The organism is Microbacterium sp. BDGP8 (assembly GCF_029991045.1).
Taxonomy (GTDB): Bacteria; Actinomycetota; Actinomycetes; order Actinomycetales; family Microbacteriaceae; genus Microbacterium; species Microbacterium plantarum.
In genome coordinates, this window is the sequence record NZ_CP120712.1 from 1,452,730 (window position 1) to 1,470,209 (window position 17,480).

At 69.7% G+C, this 17,480-nt stretch carries 18 protein-coding genes and 1 tRNA gene; 11 read left to right on the forward strand and 8 right to left on the reverse strand.

Features of this window, described 5'->3' with window-relative positions:
- The first annotated feature begins 3 nt into the window (after positions 1 to 3).
- The 8 genes from aroC (at position 4) to P6897_RS07015 (ending at position 8,957) form a co-directional block, all read left to right on the forward strand.
- The gene (gene aroC, locus P6897_RS06980) at positions 4 to 1,215 is read left to right on the forward strand and encodes a chorismate synthase (protein WP_112614284.1); all 1,212 of its coding nucleotides are present in this window, start codon (positions 4 to 6) and stop codon (positions 1,213 to 1,215) included.
- Positions 1,212 to 1,721, forward strand: a complete 510-nt coding sequence (locus tag P6897_RS06985; RefSeq protein ID WP_282502438.1) for a shikimate kinase — start codon at positions 1,212 to 1,214, stop codon at positions 1,719 to 1,721. The genes aroC and P6897_RS06985 overlap by 4 nt, the downstream gene beginning before the upstream one ends.
- A complete protein-coding gene (gene aroB, locus P6897_RS06990; protein ID WP_112614288.1) occupies positions 1,718 to 2,794 on the forward strand; it encodes a 3-dehydroquinate synthase in 1,077 nt (358 codons plus the stop codon). Before P6897_RS06985 ends, aroB begins: the two co-directional genes overlap by 4 nt.
- Positions 2,795 to 2,822: 28 nt before the next feature.
- Positions 2,823 to 3,266 (forward strand): type II 3-dehydroquinate dehydratase, encoded by a 444-nt coding sequence (gene aroQ, locus P6897_RS06995; RefSeq protein WP_112614290.1) that lies wholly within the window; start codon positions 2,823 to 2,825, stop codon positions 3,264 to 3,266.
- Positions 3,267 to 3,319: 53 nt separating this feature from the next.
- Positions 3,320 to 3,880, forward strand: coding sequence for an elongation factor P (gene efp, locus P6897_RS07000; protein ID WP_112614292.1), 561 nt, complete (start codon positions 3,320 to 3,322; stop codon positions 3,878 to 3,880).
- A 16-nt stretch (positions 3,881 to 3,896) separates the two neighbouring features.
- On the forward strand, positions 3,897 to 4,307 hold the full coding sequence (gene nusB / locus P6897_RS07005) for a transcription antitermination factor NusB (RefSeq protein WP_094261760.1): 411 nt from the start codon (positions 3,897 to 3,899) through the stop codon (positions 4,305 to 4,307).
- 46 nt (positions 4,308 to 4,353) lie between these two features.
- Positions 4,354 to 7,284, forward strand: coding sequence for a DEAD/DEAH box helicase (locus P6897_RS07010; protein WP_282502439.1), 2,931 nt, complete (start codon positions 4,354 to 4,356; stop codon positions 7,282 to 7,284).
- 104 nt (positions 7,285 to 7,388) lie between these two features.
- Positions 7,389 to 8,957, forward strand: coding sequence for a Rieske 2Fe-2S domain-containing protein (locus P6897_RS07015; RefSeq protein WP_274177721.1), 1,569 nt, complete (start codon positions 7,389 to 7,391; stop codon positions 8,955 to 8,957).
- 30 nt (positions 8,958 to 8,987) lie between these two features.
- On the opposite strand, the gene P6897_RS07020 is transcribed toward P6897_RS07015, so the two are convergent.
- The 6 genes from P6897_RS07020 to P6897_RS07045 are packed head-to-tail and all read right to left on the reverse strand — an operon-like array spanning position 8,988 to position 14,029.
- Positions 8,988 to 9,863 carry a prenyltransferase gene (locus P6897_RS07020; RefSeq protein WP_282502440.1) on the reverse strand — a complete coding sequence of 292 codons (876 nt, stop codon included), beginning with the start codon at positions 9,861 to 9,863 and terminating at the stop codon, positions 8,988 to 8,990.
- Entirely contained in the window at positions 9,860 to 10,162 is a 303-nt protein-coding gene (locus tag P6897_RS07025) for a lycopene cyclase domain-containing protein (RefSeq protein ID WP_112614300.1), read from the reverse strand. The genes P6897_RS07020 and P6897_RS07025 overlap by 4 nt, the downstream gene beginning before the upstream one ends.
- Positions 10,159 to 10,506, reverse strand: a complete 348-nt coding sequence (locus P6897_RS07030; protein ID WP_114587808.1) for a lycopene cyclase domain-containing protein — start codon at positions 10,504 to 10,506, stop codon at positions 10,159 to 10,161. The genes P6897_RS07025 and P6897_RS07030 overlap by 4 nt, the downstream gene beginning before the upstream one ends.
- 3 nt (positions 10,507 to 10,509) lie before the next feature.
- Entirely contained in the window at positions 10,510 to 12,105 is a 1,596-nt protein-coding gene (gene crtI, locus P6897_RS07035) for a phytoene desaturase family protein (protein WP_282502441.1), read from the reverse strand.
- Complete coding sequence (locus P6897_RS07040; RefSeq protein ID WP_282502442.1) at positions 12,102 to 12,977, reverse strand: squalene/phytoene synthase family protein; 876 nt, start codon at positions 12,975 to 12,977, stop codon at positions 12,102 to 12,104. Before P6897_RS07040 ends, crtI begins: the two co-directional genes overlap by 4 nt.
- Positions 12,974 to 14,029 carry a polyprenyl synthetase family protein gene (locus tag P6897_RS07045; protein WP_112615099.1) on the reverse strand — a complete coding sequence of 352 codons (1,056 nt, stop codon included), beginning with the start codon at positions 14,027 to 14,029 and terminating at the stop codon, positions 12,974 to 12,976. The genes P6897_RS07040 and P6897_RS07045 overlap by 4 nt, the downstream gene beginning before the upstream one ends.
- Positions 14,030 to 14,123: 94 nt before the next feature.
- Here P6897_RS07045 and P6897_RS07050 point away from each other — a divergent pair, with 94 nt between their 5' ends.
- Positions 14,124 to 14,591 carry a MarR family transcriptional regulator gene (locus tag P6897_RS07050; protein WP_274177724.1) on the forward strand — a complete coding sequence of 156 codons (468 nt, stop codon included), beginning with the start codon at positions 14,124 to 14,126 and terminating at the stop codon, positions 14,589 to 14,591.
- A gap of 93 nt (positions 14,592 to 14,684) precedes the next feature.
- Here P6897_RS07050 and P6897_RS07055 read toward each other — a convergent pair.
- Positions 14,685 to 14,758: transfer RNA gene (locus P6897_RS07055), tRNA-Met, on the reverse strand.
- A 134-nt stretch (positions 14,759 to 14,892) separates the two neighbouring features.
- Between P6897_RS07055 and P6897_RS07060 the strand changes: the two genes are divergently transcribed.
- Positions 14,893 to 15,408, forward strand: coding sequence for a DUF6328 family protein (locus P6897_RS07060; protein ID WP_269266495.1), 516 nt, complete (start codon positions 14,893 to 14,895; stop codon positions 15,406 to 15,408).
- Complete coding sequence (locus P6897_RS07065) at positions 15,405 to 16,223, forward strand: carbon-nitrogen hydrolase family protein (RefSeq protein ID WP_282502443.1); 819 nt, start codon at positions 15,405 to 15,407, stop codon at positions 16,221 to 16,223. Before P6897_RS07060 ends, P6897_RS07065 begins: the two co-directional genes overlap by 4 nt.
- On the opposite strand, the gene P6897_RS07070 is transcribed toward P6897_RS07065, so the two are convergent.
- Complete coding sequence (locus tag P6897_RS07070) at positions 16,197 to 17,396, reverse strand: aminotransferase class I/II-fold pyridoxal phosphate-dependent enzyme (protein WP_269266493.1); 1,200 nt, start codon at positions 17,394 to 17,396, stop codon at positions 16,197 to 16,199. The genes P6897_RS07065 and P6897_RS07070 overlap by 27 nt on opposite strands.
- Between the last annotated feature and the right edge of the window lie 84 nt (positions 17,397 to 17,480).

Genomic DNA, 17,480 nt, shown 5'->3' on the forward strand with positions numbered 1-17,480 from the left:
CGAATGCTCCGCGTGCTCACGGCCGGCGAATCGCACGGCCCCGAACTCGTCGCCCTCATGGAGGGCCTCCCCGCCGGCGTGCCGGTCTCACGTGCCGCGATCCAGGCCGACCTCGCTCGGCGCAAGCTGGGCTACGGCCGCGGCTCGCGCATGAAGTTCGAGGAGGACGAACTCACCATCTCGACGGGCGTCCGACACGGCTTCAGCCTCGGCAGCCCCATCGCTCTGCGCATCGGCAACACCGAGTGGCCGAAGTGGGTCGAGGTGATGAGCCCCGAGCCGATCGAGCTCACCGAGCGCTCCCGCGGACGCGGTGCCGCCCTGACTCGGCCTCGCCCCGGCCACGCCGACCTCGTCGGCATGCAGAAGTACGGATTCGACGAGGCCCGACCGATCCTCGAGCGCGCGAGCGCCCGTGAGACGGCCGCGCGCGTGGCTCTCGGCGCGGTGGCCCGGTCGTTCCTGAACGAGCTCGGCATCCGGCTCGTCAGCCACACGCTCTCGATCGGCCCCGTGCGGGTGCCCGACGGCTCGGCGCTGCCGACGCCCGACGATGTCGACGTGCTGGATGCCGATCCGCTGCGGTGCTTCCACGCCGAGACCTCTGCCGCGATGGTCGCCGAGGTGGACGCTGCGAAGAAGGACGGCGACACGCTGGGCGGCATCGTCGAGGTCCTCGCGTACGGGCTCCCGCCCGGGCTCGGATCCCACGTGCAGTGGGACCGCCGTCTCGACGCGAAGCTCGCCCAGGCGCTCATGGGTATCCAGGCGATCAAGGGCGTCGAGGTCGGCGACGGCTTCGAGACCACGCGTCGTCGCGGCTCCGCGGCACACGACGAGCTTTTCGCGACCGACGCGGGCATCGCGCGCTCGAGCGACAAGGCGGGTGGCACCGAGGGCGGGATGTCGACGGGCACAGTCCTGCGGGTCCGAGCGGGCATGAAGCCGATCGCGACGGTGCCGAAGGCGCTGCGCACGGTCGACGTCGCGTCGGGCGACGCGGCGACGGCTCATCACCAGCGGTCCGACGTGTGCGCGGTGCCGGCAGCCGGCGTCGTCGCCGAAGCGATGGTCGCGATCGTGCTCGCGGAGTCCGTGCTCGAGAAGTTCGGGGGCGACAACGTCGCCGAGACCCGCCGCAACCTCGAGGGATACCTCGCGGCGATCCCCGAGACGCTGCGCTCGGCGGCGCTGAGCGACGACGCGATCGGATGACCGCCCCCGCGATCGTCCTGATCGGACCGATGGGCGCGGGCAAGTCGAGCATCGGCAAGAAGCTGGCGCGCGTTCTCGGCACGACGTTCACCGACAGTGACGGCCTCGTCGTCCGCGACCACGGCCCGATCGAACGGCTCTTCGCGGAGCATGGCGAGGAGCGCTTCCGTGAGCTCGAGAGGCTCGCGGTCGCCGAGGCCCTCGGGCGCGGCGGCGTCGTCGCCCTCGGTGGCGGCGCGGTGCTGCATCCCGATACGCGGAGCGACATCGCCGCGCACCGCGTGGTGCTGCTCACCGTGTCTGAGCAGACGATCGCCTCACGCCTCGCCGGCACCACGCGCCCCCTGCTCCAGGGTGACGACCCGGTGGGTCGCTGGCGCGAGGTCGCCGAGGGTCGACGCGAGCTCTACGAGCGGCTCGCCGACGCGCGGTTCGACACATCCACCGGCCGGATCCAGGACATCGTCGACGCCATCGCGGCGTGGGCTCAGGAGGAGACGTCATGACAGACACCACCGTCATCACCGTCGGGGGCACCGCGCCCTACGACGTGACCATCGGGCGCGGCATTCTTCCGCTCGTCGGCTCGGCGCTGCCCGAGGCCGCGCGCAAGGTGCTCATCGTGCACCCCCCGACGCTGTCCGCTCAGGCCGAGCGTCTCCGCGAGATCCTGGGGTCGGACCGCCAGGTGCTGCTGGCGGAGATCCCCGACGCCGAGCAGGGCAAGCGCGTCGAGGTCGCGGCGTTCTGCTGGCAGGTCATGGGCCAAGCGGACTTCACGCGCACGGATGCCGTCGTCGGGTTCGGCGGCGGCGCCGTGACCGACCTCGCCGGCTTCGTCGCCGCGACGTGGCTGCGCGGCATCGCGGTCGTGCAGGTCCCCACGACGGTGCTTGGCATGGTGGATGCCGCCGTCGGCGGGAAGACGGGCATCAACACCGCGGAGGGAAAGAACCTCGTGGGTGCCTTCTGGCCCCCGGTCGCCGTGGTCTGCGACCTCGACCTGCTCGACGGGCTGTCGCGCAACGAGCGCGTCGCCGGCTTCGCGGAGGTCGTGAAGGCCGGTTTCATCTGGCACCCCGAGATCCTCGACCTGATCGAAGCGGATCCCGAGGCGGCCGTCGACCCGCACAGCGACGCGTTCCGGCGGAGCATCGAGCTCGCGATCGACATGAAGGCGAAGGTCGTGGGGGAGGACCTGCGCGAAGCGGGGCTTCGCGAGGTCCTCAACTACGGGCACACGCTCGGGCACGCCATCGAGCACGCCGAGCGGTACCAGTGGCGCCACGGCGCCGCGATCTCGGTGGGGATGATGTTCGCGGCCGAGCTGTCGCGTCTGGCGGGACGACTCCCGGATGCCGCAGCCCAGCGTCACCGCGACATCCTCGAGACCCTCGGGCTGCCCACCTCGTACCGTGCGGGTGCGTGGCGCCAGCTGCTGGCGACGATGCAGCGCGACAAGAAGACCCGCGGCTCGATGCTGCGGTTCATCGTGCTCGACGACATCGCCAAGCCGACCGTTCTGCAGGCCCCCGATGAGTCGCTGCTTTTCGCCGCCTACCAGGAGGTGGGGGCCTGAGCCGGCGCGTCATCGGTAGGGTGGGCGCGTGAGCACCCCTCGACGCCTACTGCTGGTCAACGGGCCGAACCTCAATCTGCTCGGCACCCGCGAGCCCGAGATCTACGGACGCGAGACCCTCGCCGACGTCGAGGCCCTCGTCATCGCGGCGGCCGGGGAACGCGGCGTCGAGGTGCGCTGCGTGCAGAGCAACCATGAGGGCGTCCTCATCGATGCCATCCACGAGGCCCGTGCGGACTGCGTCGGCATCGTGATCAACCCCGGCGGGCTCACGCACACCTCCGTCGTCCTCCGTGATGCGCTCGCGGGAGTGTCCCTGCCGGTGGCCGAAGTCCACATCTCCGACGTCTACGAGCGCGAGAGCTTCCGCCACCACTCCTACGTCGCCGACGTCGCCTCGGTCCATGTCATCGGCGAAGGTGTCGCCGGATACGCGCGCGCGACGCGACAGCTGCTCGACATCCTCGCGTAGAATCGATCCTCGGCCCGTCGGCCGCCCGACCACACGAACGGAACTCCACACTCATGGCATCGACCGCAGACATCAAGAACGGCGTCGTCCTCAGCATCGACGGTCAGCTTTGGAACGTCATCGAGTTCCAGCACGTCAAGCCCGGCAAGGGTGGTGCGTTCGTGCGCACGAAGCTGAAGAACGTCGTGTCGGGCAAGACCGTCGACCGCACCTATAATGCCGGCGCGAAGATCGAGATCGAGAACGTCGACCGCCGCGACTTCACCTACCTGTACAACGACGGCGACAACTTCGTCTTCATGGACGTCGACGACTACGACCAGATCACGGTCCCCGCCGCCACCGTCGGCGACGCCAAGAACTACCTGCTCGAGAACCAGCAGGTGCAGATCGCGCTGAACAACGGCAACCCGCTCTACATCGAGCTGCCCGCTTCGGTCGTCCTCGAGATCACGTACACCGAGCCGGGCCTGCAGGGCGACCGCTCGTCGGCGGGCACGAAGTCCGCGACGGTCGAGACCGGCTACGAGATCCAGGTTCCGCTGTTCGTCGAGCAGGGCACGAAGGTCAAGGTCGACACCCGCACGGGTGACTACCTCGGCCGCGTGAACTGACGCCGGTCCCCGCCCGATGAGCGCTCGCTCCAAGGCGCGCAAGCGCGCCCTCGACATCCTCTACCAGTCCGACATCCGCGGCGACGACCTCGGGGTGACCCTCGCCGCCGAGGCGAAGCGCGCGGCTCTCGAGCCCGCCCGCGAGGCGTCGTGGCTGTACGCGCGCGAGATCATCGACGGCATCATCGACAACCGCGAAGACATCGACGAGCAGATCACGACGTTCGCGAAGGACTGGTCCCTCGCGCGGATGCCGGCCGTCGACCGGGCGATCCTCCGACTCGGCGTCTGGGAGATCGTGTACAACGACGCGGTTCCCGCCGCAGTCGCCATCGACGAGGCCGTCGAGCTCGCGAAGGAGTTCTCGACCGACGGGTCGAGCGCTTTCGTCCACGGCGTCCTCGGTCGGGTCGCCCGACTGGGCTGACCGACGTTGGAGGCGCCCTCGAGAATCCTCGTATGAGGTCGAACCCGTGATCGAGAGGGCAGCGCCGTCGTGGCGCGCCGTCCTGGCGCCGGCGGCGTCGGGTGAGAACGCGGTCGCCCTGGGCGTGCAGCTGCGCCAGCGAGAAAGCGCCGCCGCGGCTCACTGGGGGCCGCGTCGGGTGCTTCCGGCGACCCCGCGGAGCGTCGCCACCTCCGACGGCGAGCTCCGGCTCGCGGTGCGTCCGCTCTCTCGCAGCGGAACCAGTGGCCGATGGGTGCAGGGCGACGAGAGCTGGGAATCGCTGCGACGTGGTGCGTGGCGGGTCGATCCGGTGCGCGCGCGCTGGTTCTCGACGCTGTACGGCATCGCGCATGACGCTCGGCTGCTCGGCGGCTACGGCGACTCGGAGTGGTTGACGCTCGACGGCGCCGACTCCGAGCTCCTCTGGCCCCACCTTCGCGCCGCGGCCGGTCTCGGCATCCCGATCGTGCCGACCCGACCCGATCAGCAGGTGCTCCTGGCCGACGGCGCGTCGATCGAGGTGCGGGTGGACAGCGTCGACGGTGACCTGCAGCTCACGCCCGTCGTGCGGTTCGCCGGCGGTGAGGAAACCGCTGCCCATGCGCGCCCGCTCGGACATGTCGGCATCTACGGCGCCAGCCAGGTCGCGGATGGCCTGCGGGTCGTCTTCGCACCGGTGGGCTTCGGCCCGGGTGTCCGATCTCTCCTGGCGGCCGGCGACTCGATCCGCGTTCCCGCGGCGGATCGCGAAGAGTTCCTCCGCGAGGCATACCCCAGATTGGCCCGCGAGACGGTCGTCGTGCCCGCCCCGGGAGTCCGATTGCCCCCGCCCGAACGCACGACGCTCGTCGTCACGGTCGATCACGGCCCGCGCGACGAGCTCGCGTACGCGTTCGCCTGGCAGGTGCCCGGCGCAGGCCGCGTCGCGTGGGACGCTGCCGCGGGATCGGCGTCCGCCGATCCTGAGCTCCGAGTGGCCCTCGAGGCGGCGTGGGCGAGCGCTACGGACGACCCGTTCGTGCCCGAAGGAACCCGCAGCGGCGTCGAGGCGGCGGAGTTCACGACCGAGGTGCTGCCGGTGCTGCAGGCGCTCGACGGGGTCCGCGTCGAGGTGTCGGGCGTGACGCGGTCGTATCGGGAGCTTTCGGGCGACCCGCGCATCACCGTGAAGACGGTCGAGACCACCGACGCGGACTGGTTCGACCTCGGCGTGCACGTCGAGGTCGAGGGACGCCGCGTTCCGTTCCGCCCCCTGTTCACCGCCCTCGCGCAGCGTCGGAAGAAGATGCTGCTGTCCGATGGTGCGTACTTCTCCCTTTCGCATCCGGCACTCGACCGTCTGCGCGAGCTCATCGAGGATTCGCGCGACCTGGTCGAATGGGAGACCGGCAGCGCCCGCGTCAGCCGCTATCAGGTGGAGCTCTGGACGGCGTTCGAGGACGTCGCCGACGAGGCGGAGCCGGCCGTACGGTGGCGTGCGGCCGTCGGCGACTTCCGCGATGCGGCAGCCGAGGGCGTGCCTGCGGCCGCCGCGGAGACGCCGGTCGGCATCGTCACCGCCCTGCGGCCCTACCAGCATGAGGGGTACGCGTGGCTCGCGGCACTGCGCGACGCGCGCCTGGGGGGCATCCTGGCCGATGACATGGGGCTCGGCAAGACTCTGCAGCTCCTCGCGCTGCTCGAGCGCGAGCGCGAGCGCGGTTCGAGTCGGCCCGCGCTCGTCGTCGCGCCGACCTCGGTCGTGTCGGCATGGCGCGACGAGGCTGCGCGTCATGCCCCGGGCCTGCGCACTGTCGTGGTCGACGGTGTGGGGGCCGCGCCCGAGCGGATCGAGGCGGATCTCGTCCTGACCTCCTATGCGCTGCTCCGCCTCGATGCCGCCGCGTACGCCGAGCGCGAGTGGTCGACGGTCGTGCTCGATGAGGCGCAGTACGTCAAGAACCCGCGGACGCGCGTGCACCGCGCCGTGCTCGGCCTGCGTGCCGATGTCGTCTTCGCTGCCACCGGCACACCGCTCGAGAACAGTCTGACCGACCTCTGGGCGATCCTGTCGCTGACGAGCCCCGGCCTCTTCCCCTCGGCCCGACGCTTCCGGGAGGAGTATGTACAGCCGATCGAGCGTGGCCGTGTCGACGAGAACCTCGAAGGGGGCCCCGCGCGCGAACGCCGGCTTGCGCGGCTGCGGCGGCGCATCCGGCCGTTCCTGCTCCGACGCACGAAGGATGTCGTGGCTCCCGAGTTGCCGCCTCGACAGGAGCAGGACGTGCGCGTCGAGCTCTCGAGCGGTCACCGTGCCGTCTACGAGCGCGTGCTGCAGCGGGAGCGCCGGAAGGTGCTCGGGCTGCTGGACGATCTCGACAGCCAGCGGTTCATCGTCTTCCGATCCCTGACTCTTCTGCGCATGCTGGCTCTCGCGCCCGCTCTCGTGGACGCCGGTGGGCCGGGTCTCGTCCCGAGCAAGCTCGAGGCGCTCCGCGGGCGCTTGGACGAGGTGATCGCCGAGGGGCACCGAGCGCTCGTGTTCAGTCAGTTCACCTCGTTCCTCGACATCGTCGAAGCCGACCTCCGGGCGCGCGGCACCGGAGTGGTCCGCCTCGACGGTTCGACGAGCAACCGGGCGGCGGTGGTGGAAGCGTTTCGGAAGGGCGATGACCCGGTGTTCCTCATCAGCCTCAAAGCGGGCGGCGTGGGGCTGACCCTCACGGAGGCCGACTACGTCTTCCTGCTCGATCCCTGGTGGAATCCGGCGGCCGAGCAGCAGGCGATCGATCGCACGCACCGCATCGGCCAAGACCGGCCAGTGAGCGTGTACCGCCTGATCGCGGCGGGCACGATCGAGGAGAAGGTGGTGGAGCTGCAGCGGCGCAAGGCACGACTCGTCGGTGCGGTCCTCGACGCCGACGGCGCGTTCTCGAACGCCCTGACCGCCGACGACATCCGCCTCCTGCTGGCGTGAGCTTCCCCTCGCATCGACGTCGGGTGAACTGACACGGCCCACGGCGGGCAGGGGTCGCCGACGCCTCACGTAGACTCGACCAGTCGCAACAGGAGGTCATCGTCATGCGCATCACAGGCCTGGGACACGCCGGAATGTTCATCGAGACGGCAGGGGGCAGCATCCTCTGCGACCCGGTCGTCGGACCGAGCTTCTTCGGCTCGTGGTTCCCGTTCCCCGACAACCGGGGCCTCGACTGGGAGCGCTTCGGGCGCGCCGACTTCCTGTACATCTCGCACCGGCACCGCGATCACTTCGACCCCGCGCTGCTGCGCGCGCACGTCCCCACCGACATCCGCGTGCTTCTGCCGGACTACCCGACCGACGATCTCGAACGCGATCTCCGCGATCTCGGGTACGACAACATCATCTACACGCAGGCGGGTGTGCCCCTGGAGTTCGGCGACCTCAAGGTCATGGTCACGCCCCTGCGCGCCCCGAGCGACGGCCCGATCGGCGACTCGTCCCTGTCGGTCGACGACGGCACCGCCTCGGTGCTGAACCAGAACGACTCCCACCCGCTGGATCTCGAGAAGCTGATGTCGTTCGGCAAGCCCGAGGCCTACTTCACCCAGGTGTCCGGCGCGATCTGGTGGCCGATGGTCTACGACCTGCCGCAGGACGCGAAGCAGAACTTCGCTCAGCTCAAGCGCGATGCGCAGAACAAGCGCGCGATGTACTACATCGACAAGGTCGACGCGCCTCACGTCTTCCCGATGGCCGGACCGCCGATGTTCCTGCGCGAAGAGCTCTTCCGTTACAACGGCTGGGGCGAGCAGAACGACTCGATCTTCACCGATCAGGCGCAGTTCCTGGCGCATATGGCCGAAGAGCGTCCCGATCAGAAGGGCTACCTGTTCGTTCCGGGAACGCAGGTCGATCTCAACGACGGCGTGCTGGAGGTCACCCAGACGCTGTACACGGATGCCGAGATCGAGCGCATCTTCTCGGACAAGTGGGCCTACCTCGCCGGGCAGCGCGACAGTCGTCAGGCCGAGGTCCGCGCCGAGATCGAGCGTCGCGCCCCGATCCTGCCGCCCGACGAGATGCTGGCTGCGATCAAGCAGTGGTGGGAGCCGCTTCTGCGCCGCGCGCGGACGATCCGCAACGGTGTGGGCGGGATGGTGCGCTTCCGCATCGGCGAGCTCGACATGGTGGTCGACTTCCCGAAGGCGAAGGTCCGCGAGTACGCCGGTGAGGAGTGCATCTACTGGTACACGATCCCCGCCGACCTGGTGTCGACGAACATCCGCGACCACGAGATCGACTGGTCGAACTCGATCTTCCTGTCGATGCAGTTCGAGGTCGGCCGCAGCGGCAAGTTCAACGAGTTCCTCACGACGTTCTTGAAGTGCCTGTCCCGTGATCGCATCGAGTACGTCGAGAACTGGTACGCCGAGCAGTCGGATCAGACCGAGGATGCCGAACTGGGCGACTGGACCGTGCAGCGCCGGTGCCCGCACCTGCGAGCAGACCTCACGAAGACGGGCAAGATCGAGGACGGTGTGCTCACCTGCTCGCTGCACGACTGGAAGTGGGACCTCGCGACCGGGCGATGCCTGACCACCCAGGGACACCCGATTCGCGCGAGCCGCATCATCGAGACCGCGAACGCGACCAACCCCGCCGCCTGATCTCGTCAGCGCCGAACGGGTGGTGGCCGATCACGACGTGATCAGCCACCACCAGACGAGCAGCAGGGTGACGAGGAAGCCGCCGAGCTGGTTGAGCCAGAGAAAGCGGTCCCAGCCCGCGGTGGCCCGTTCGCACGTCTCGTCGGTGATGTTTCGGAACGGCCACAGCGTGATGAGGTACGGGACCGCCACGAGAGCCGCAAGCGGGCCCGGCCAGCTGGTCGCGAGCATGAGAACGCCGGCGAGGGCGTAGCAGCCCAGCGCGAACCTCACGGTCCAGCGCGCGCCGCGCACGGTCGCGATGGACGCGATCCCCGCCTCGCGGTCGGCCTGGACGTCCTGTACGGCCCCGAACGCGTGCGAGGCGACGCCCCATGCGGCGAAGCCCAGCAGGATGAGGACGAGCTGCCACGTCCAGGTCGCGCCGGTGAGGACCAGCCCGTATACGGCGGGGGAGAAGAAGTGGATGCTGCTCGTGATCGAGTCGGCGAACGGCCGCTCTTTCAGCCGAAGCGGGGGAGCGCTGTAGAACACGACGAAGAAGAGGCTCGCGGCGAGGACGAGCCAGGACAGCGGGGAGCCGACCGCGACGAGATAGGCCACGAACGGCAAGCACGACAGGGCGGCAGCCCAGAGCGTCGCCCGGTGCACCCGCCGGTCGAGGATGGCGCCGTGCGCGCCGCCCTTCCGCGGGTTCCGCAGGTCGGACTCGTAGTCGAAGACGTCGTTGATGCCGTACATCGCGAGGTTGTACGGGACGAGGAAGAACAGGGTGCCGATGAGCAGCGTCGCGTCGATCTGGCGAGTGGTGAGGAGGTACGCCGCCGCGAACGGGTAGGCGGTGTTGATCCAGCTCACCGGGCGGGAGGCGACGAGGAGCTGGCGCGCGAGCGCGGGGGCGGTCATCGTTTCGGCTTCTCCAAGAGGGTCGCGACGGCAGGCACCAGGAAGGCCGCGCACAGCGGGTAGGCGAAGTCTTCGAGCGGCGCGAGTCCGATTCGGATGCCGCTCAGGTGCTCTTCCGGATAGGTGAAGAGCCCGGCGGCGATCATCACGTTATCGAATACCGCCGTTAGCAGGAGGAGCACGACCGCGGCGACCGAGGACCAGGCCATGCGGGCGGCGAAGCGCGGGCGCCGAGCGGACATCGCTGTCACGACGACGGTCACGAGGACGAAGGGGATGACGATGAGGGGATAGGTCATGGCGCGACATCCCTCCGGCGGGGCTCGTGCGGCCGTCCCTCGTGCCTGCGCCGCGCGCCGCCGTAGGCGACCAGCGCGAGGTAGCTGAGGAAGAGGAGGAAGACCGGCTCTTCGAGCGGCAGGTGCGGGGCGAGATCGACACCGAGCAGCGCGGGGCTGTCGCCCTTGACGAACACGCCCGTTGCGATGCCGACAGCGTCCCACAGCAGGAAGAATGCCGTGCCGAGCACAGAGGCGATCACCGTGCGTCGACGGTCGCGCCAGAACGCCAGGCGGAACCGACGATCGAGCAGCCCGACACCGCAGAGCGATACGAGCAAGGCGAGCAGGTACAGGCCCGGCACCGCTCACCCGGTGGGGGCGGCCGGCTCGGGCAGCGGGCCGGCGGTCGTGTCTCCGCGCAGGCGCTTGACGACGAGCTCTGCCGAGATCAGGCACATCGGCAGCCCGATGCCCGGGAGCACGGAAGCGCCGGCGTAGTAGAGACCGGGAACCTTCTTGGAGGCGTTCCCCGGGCGGAACAACGCGCTCTGTCCCAGCGTGTGCGCCAGTCCCAGGGAGTTTCCGCGCCACGCCCCGAGGTCGCGCGCGAAGTCCGCGGGTGCGATCGTGCGGCGGACGCGTACGCGAGAAGCGAGATCGTCCACCCCGGTCCACTGCGCGATCTGCTCGATCGCCCGGTCGGCGGCGGCTTCGATCGCGGCATCACCGGCCCCGTCGACACCTCCGCGGCCGAGTTCGGGGTCGGCCGGAATGGGAACTAGGACGAACAGGTTCTCCGATCCGGCTGGAGCGACGGTGTCGTCGGTCGCGCTGGGACGGCACACGTACAGCGACGCGGGATCGGGGATGTGGGTGTCCCGTCCCGAGATCGCATCGAAGTTCTCGCGCCAACCGCGGGTGAAGAGCAGGGTGTGGTGCGACAGCTCGGGCAGTTCGCCCTCGACGCCGAGGAGGATCAGCAGCGCGCCGAAGCTCGGCGTGCGCTTGCGCCACCAGCGCTCGGGGTACGTCTGCCGCTCGGGAGGGAGCAGGACCGTCTCGGTGTGGTGCAGATCGGCTGCGGACACCACGATGTCGGCGGCGACCTCGCTCGTGTCGGCCAGACGGACCCCGCGGGCGCTGCCGTCCGCGGCGGTGAGGATCTGCGCGACGGCGGTGCCGGTGCGCACCTCGACGCCGCGTTCGCGCGCCAAGCGCTCGATCGCCGCGATGATCTCGGTGAAGCCGCCGCGCGGGTACAGCACCGCGTCGTCGAGGTCGAGGTGGCTCATGAGGTGGTAGAGGCTCGGCACGTCATACGGCGACGAGCCGAGGAAGACCGCGGGGTAGCCGAGGACCTGACGCAGCATCGGGTCCTGGAACCGGCTGTCGACGAACCGGTTCAGCGAGCGGGTGAGCAGCGGAGCGAGCGTCGGGATGCGCCGCAGGATGTCGGGGTCGCGGAGCCCCTCGGACGAGGCGTACGTGTCGTACAGGAACTTCGATACCGCGAGGTCGTAGGCGTCGGCAGCGGAATCGAGGTATTCGTCCAGTCGTGCGCCGGCACCGGGCTCACGGCTCTCGAACAGCGCTGTCGCCTCGGCTCGCCCCGACACGACGTCGATGTGATCTCCGATGCCGTCGCCCTCGGGCTCCGCGTAGACGCGATAGGCCGGGACCAGGGGGACCAGGTCGAGTTCAGCCGCCGCCGTCGTCCCGAGCAGGGCGAAGAAGTGCTCGAAGACCTCGGGCATGAGGTACCAGCTCGGCCCGGTGTCGAACCGGAAGCCGTCGCGCTCCCATGTGCCGGCCCGTCCGCCCGTCTCCTCCCGCGCCTCGATAACCGTCACGGCGTGACCCTCATCGGCCAGCAGCGCAGCCGTGGCGAGACCGGCGATGCCGCCGCCGATCACGACGACGCGCGAGCCGGGCGCGGGGCGCTGCGATCGTGCCCGGGTCATGCGCCGGCTCGCAGGGGAGCGGCGCCGACCGTCGCGCGAGCGGCCAGGCCGAGCTTCACGGTGTTCGGCACGCGGACTCGCTGGTCGGTGTCACCGGCCCGTCGTAGGCGGCGGGAGAGCGCCGTGAACAGATCGTGCGCTGCAGTGACGGCGCGTCGGCAGTCCGCCGGCAGGCGCGGGATGATGGCGCCGGCCGCGTCGAGGTCGGCGTCGATACGGTCGAGCACTTCCACGCGCGAGGCGGTGCCGTCGGCGCCGTCGACACCGAGGTAGTCGCGGCCGAGGGATCCGACGTCGTGGGGGAGATCACGCAAGAAGTTCACGTCCTGGAATGCGGCGCCGAGGCGACGTGCGCCGTCGACGAGATCGGGGTCGGCGGGGCGCGGGTGCGAGCCGCCGGCGTTGACGAAGGTCTGGAGGCACATCAGTCCGACGACTTCGGCCGAACCATAGACGTAGGAGGCGTGCGAGCCCGCGTCGTGGGACGACACCTCGAGATCGGTCCGCATCGAGGAGAAGAAGGGTCGCACGAGGTCTGCGCCGATACCGCACTCCCGCGCCGTCGACGCGAACGCGTGGACGATGAGGTTCGCGCTGAAGCCCTCCTCGACCGCCAGGAGCGTCTCCTCCTCGAGCGCGTCGAGGACGCGTCGTTGTGCCGTCAGGGGCATCCCGGCCTGCTCGGCGGATCCGTCGACGATCTCGTCGGCCACGCGAACCAAGGCGTAGATGTTCCGCACGTGCGGACGCACGCGCGGCCCCAGGAGCCGCGCAGCGAGCCCGAACGAGGTCGAGTAGGCCGAGATCACGACGGCTGCGGCGTCGCGCGCGGTTCGGTCGTACAGGGCGATCGCGGAGTCGTCGGGGGTCACGGGATCCGTCCTTCGATGCCGTCGGCGAGCTGCTCGATGAGCGCACGCGCGGCGGGTGGCAGTTCGGCCGCTCGACGCCGCACCGAGGAGAGCGTCTGGCCGATGAGGGTCACCAGCTGCTCGCGGGCGCCGCTGGCGTCGAGCTCGCGCTGTGCCGCCTGGACGGCGATCGGACCCGTCGGCGCCATCGCCAGCGCGGACGACACCTGTGGCCAGGATGCCGAGTCGCGGGCGAAGGAGATGAGAGGCGTGCGCTTGGCCTCGCGGAGGTCCGCGCCGGCGCCCCGGCCGGCCTGCGCCTCGTCGCCGAAGGTGCCGATCAGATCGTCCACCAGCTGGAAGGCGAGGCCGAGGTCCGCTCCGACCGACATCAGCACGCCGCGATCACCGTCGTCCGCCCCGGCGAGCACGGCACCCGCCGCGAGCGGTGCGCAGAAGGAGTAGACCGCCGTCTTGTCGTGAGCCGTGCTGAGCAGTTGCGCGGTCTCCGGCTCGGCAGGGACGACGGCCTGCTCGACGTCGGCGAGCTCTCCGATGGCCGAAACCAGCACGGCATCGTCGAGCAGATCGAACAGGGGTACCCGCTGATCCGACGCGACGTCGGCCGTGGCCACGAGACGCGCCGCCTCGTAGAGAAGGATGTCGCCGGCAAGGACGGCGGCGGCATCGCCCACCCGCTCGGCGTCGTCTGCGCTGACGCCCAGGGACCGGGCGTGCGATCGGAAGGTCCCGCCGACGTTGGGAACACCGCGCCGCTCGATGTCGCGGTCGATCAGATCGTCGTGGATCACGAACGCGCTGTGGAGCAGTTCGAACGCGGCTGCCACGTCCCACAGGCCGGGCGTGGCCAGGCGGTCGCCGCCGAACGCGTCGAACGACGCCACCACCAGAGCCGGGCGGAAGCGCTTGCCGCCGGATGTCGCCGCCGAGGCGGCGCGGATGAGGGCAAGAGCCGATGAGCCCCGAGGGATGGCCCGCTGTGTGAGCCTGGTGAGGACCTCCTCGAGCGCGCGATCGACAGCGGCTCTGCTGTCATCGGGCAAGGAGATCACGTTCACCGTCCTGGATATGCCATTCGCGAGGCGTTTTTGCTAGCTTAACTAGCGTTTGAGCCGATGATAACCAGGCTCGAGAGGTGGTGTCCACATGGCTGACCCGAATGCCGAGGTGGCGAGAAGTCGTGTAGAGCGCTCGGCTCTCGAAGCCGTGCGAGCGTTCAGCGACGCGATGGATCGCATGCATACCGGGCTCCGCTCGGACATGGACATGAACGCCACCGACCTCTCGGCGCTGCGCATGCTCAGCATTCGCGAGCAGCGCGGTGAGCTGGTGAAGCCGCACGACCTCGCGCGCCATCTGGGTATATCGAGCGCTTCCACGACGAAGATGCTCGATCGACTGGCGAAGGAGGGGTTCATCGAGCGCGCGCCGCACCCGAACGACCGACGTGCACTGGTCATCACGCTCACCGAATCGTCCCGGCAGGACTTCGGCCGGCATTTCGCCGCGCGCCTGCGCCGCATGCGAGAGGCGATGGACCCGTTCAGTCCCGAGGAGCTCGCGACGGTCACACGCTTCCTCGACGGCATGAGCGAAGCGATGCTGGCCGACTGACGAAGAGCCGCTGAGACTGGCTCCGCTGGCTTTCGGCGGGCGCGGCTACATGCAACGAAGGCCCCGTCTTTCGACGGGGCCTTCGTGTTCTTGTTGCGGGGACAGGATTTGAACCTGCGACCTCTGGGTTATGAGCCCAGCGAGCTACCGAGCTGCTCCACCCCGCGGCACAAGAGATAACACTAGCACGAGGTCCGAGGGGCGTCCAATCGGGGTGGCATCCGGAGCGTCCCGGGCGTGTCGTGACGCGACCGGCATCCGGGTGTTGGCGTCCTCGGTCCGGGGCGAGGAAGATAGCGACATGAGTCCCGCCACCCCGGTCACCGACCGAGGCGATGACGTCGCAGACGACGGTCGTGCCGAGTCGGCGGACGAGCGTGCCGACCGCAACTGGAACGAGCTGCTCCAGGAGTTGCGCGTCCTGCAGACGGGCACCCAGATCCTGACCGGTTTTCTGCTGGCTCTCGCCTTCCAACCGGCGTTCCGCGACCTGAGCGGGCCGCAGCGGGTGTTCTATCTGACCCTCGTCGTGCTGGCAGCACTCAGCGCGATCGTCGCCCTGTCGCCGGTGGCCCTCCATCGCGGCTTGTTCCGCCGCCGGGCCAAGCCCGCCGTCGTCGCGTTCGGTCACACGGCTCTGCTGTTCGCGCTGGTGACGGTATCGGTCCTGCTGGTGGGCGTGGTCGTCTTCGTCTTCGACGTCGTGGTCAGCACTGCGGCATCCTGGGTAGCGGGGGGCGCGCTGGCGTTCCTCATAGCTCTGCTCTGGGTGGTCTCACCGCTCATCTACCGCCACCGCCGTTCGGAGGACCGATGACAGCTCTCGCCGTGGCCCAGTTCGCGCCCGCGGCCGACGTCGACGACAATCTCCGCGCGATCGCCGGGTTCGTCGAACGCGCTCGGTCGCGCGGAGCCCAGATCGTCCTTTTCCCGGAGTACTCGAGCTACTTCGTCGACCCGTTCGACGAGACGCTCCGCGAGAACGCCCAGGACCTCCAGGGTCCGTTCGTCGAGGGGCTCGGCGACCTCGCACATCATCACGGCGTGCACATCGTCGCGGGCCTTCTGGAGCGGGCTTCGGACGCCGAGCGCGTGCGCAACACGGTCGTGGCCGTGGGACCCGACGGGCTCGTCGCGTCGTACCGGAAACTGCACCTCTACGATGCCTTCGGGCAGCGCGAGTCCGACTGGGTCGAGCCCGGTGAGATCGCACCGCCGGAGACCTTCGAGATCGACGGCGTGCGCTTCGCGCTGATGACCTGTTACGACCTGCGGTTCCCGGAGATCGGCCGCGTACTCGCCGACACCGGCGCGCACGTCGTCCTCGTTCCCGCACAGTGGGTGCGCGGCCCGCTCAAGGAATTGCAGTGGAACACGCTGCTGCGGGCTCGCGCTATCGAGAACACCTTCTTCGTCGCGGCCGCGGACCATCCGCCGCCGCTGGGGGTCGGCAACTCCGGGGTGTTCGATCCGCAGGGTGTGGAGATCGCCGCGGTGGGAACGTCGAGCGACGTCGCCGTCGCCCACATCGACGTCCATGCGGTCGAGCGCGTCCGACGGGTCAACCCCGCGCTTCGGCTGCGCCGCTTCGAGGTCGTGCCCCGGTCAGAAGGCCCGCGCGAGTCGAGCTGACGCCTCGGCCAGGACGTCCGGGCGCTTGCAGGCGGCGAACCTCACCAGCGTGGCGTACTCGGTCCGGTGCGCGGGCGACGCGAAGGCCGTCAGCGGGATCGCCACGACACCCGCACGGTCCGGCAGCTCCCGGCAGAACGCGTCGCCGTCGGAAGCCCCGAGGGGCGCGGCATCCGCGACGGTGAAGTACGAACCGGCTGGGGTCGACACGGCGAAGCCGGCCTCGCGCAGCCCGGCGCCGAGGAGATCCCGACCCGCGCGCAGACGATCGGCGATACCCGAGAAGACGCCGTCGGGAAGCCGCAGTCCGGCGGCGACGGCAAGCTGGAACGGGCCGGCGTTGACGTACGTGAGCCATTGCTTGACCGCGAGGACTGCGCGGACGAGCTCGGCGGGGCCCGTGACCCACCCGACCTTCCAGCCCGTCACCGAGAACGTCTTGCCTGCGGACGAAATCGACAGCGTCCGCCCAGCGGCGCCGGGCAGGGTCGCGATCGGGACGTGGGGCGCGTCGAAGGTCAGGTGTTCGTACACCTCGTCCGTGACGATCACGGCGTCGTGCCGATGCGCCAAGCGGACGATCTCGTCGATCGTCTCGCGTGAGAAGACCGTCCCGGTCGGATTGTGCGGGTCGTTGACCAGGATGATGCGGGTGCGATCGGTGACGGCTGCGGCGAGCTCGTCGAGGTCGGGCTGGAAGTCGGGCCACCGGAGCGGAACGCCCACGAGGCGGGCACCGGACAGCGCGACCAGGGCCGCATACGCGTCGTAGTAGGGCTCGAAGACGACGACTTCGTCATCCGGGCCGTCGACCAGCGCGAGCACCGTCGCGGCGAGAGCCTCGGTAGCGCCGGCGGTCACCAGCACCTGCGTGTCGGCGTCGAGCTCGATGCCGTACCAACGCGACTGGTGCTCGGCGATCGCGGCCAGCAGTTCCGGCTCTCCGCGACCGGGCGGGTACTGGTTACGGCCGCCGGCGATGGCCGCGCGCGCGGCCTCGAGGACCTCTTGCGGCCCGTCCTCGTCGGGGAAGCCCTGACCCAGGTTGATCGCGCCCGTTCGAGCGGCGAGCGCGGTCATCTCGGCGAAGATGGTGGGGACGGGCAGACCGTCATCGGTCAGGAGACCGGCGCCTCGTGCGGCGCGGCGCCACGCGCCGGGAACCTCGTGCATCCGGCTCAGGCTACACGCATAGGCGTGTCCCATCCTCGGCATAGGCAAACCACAGCATGGGGCGGCAACCTGTTCTTGCTTGGA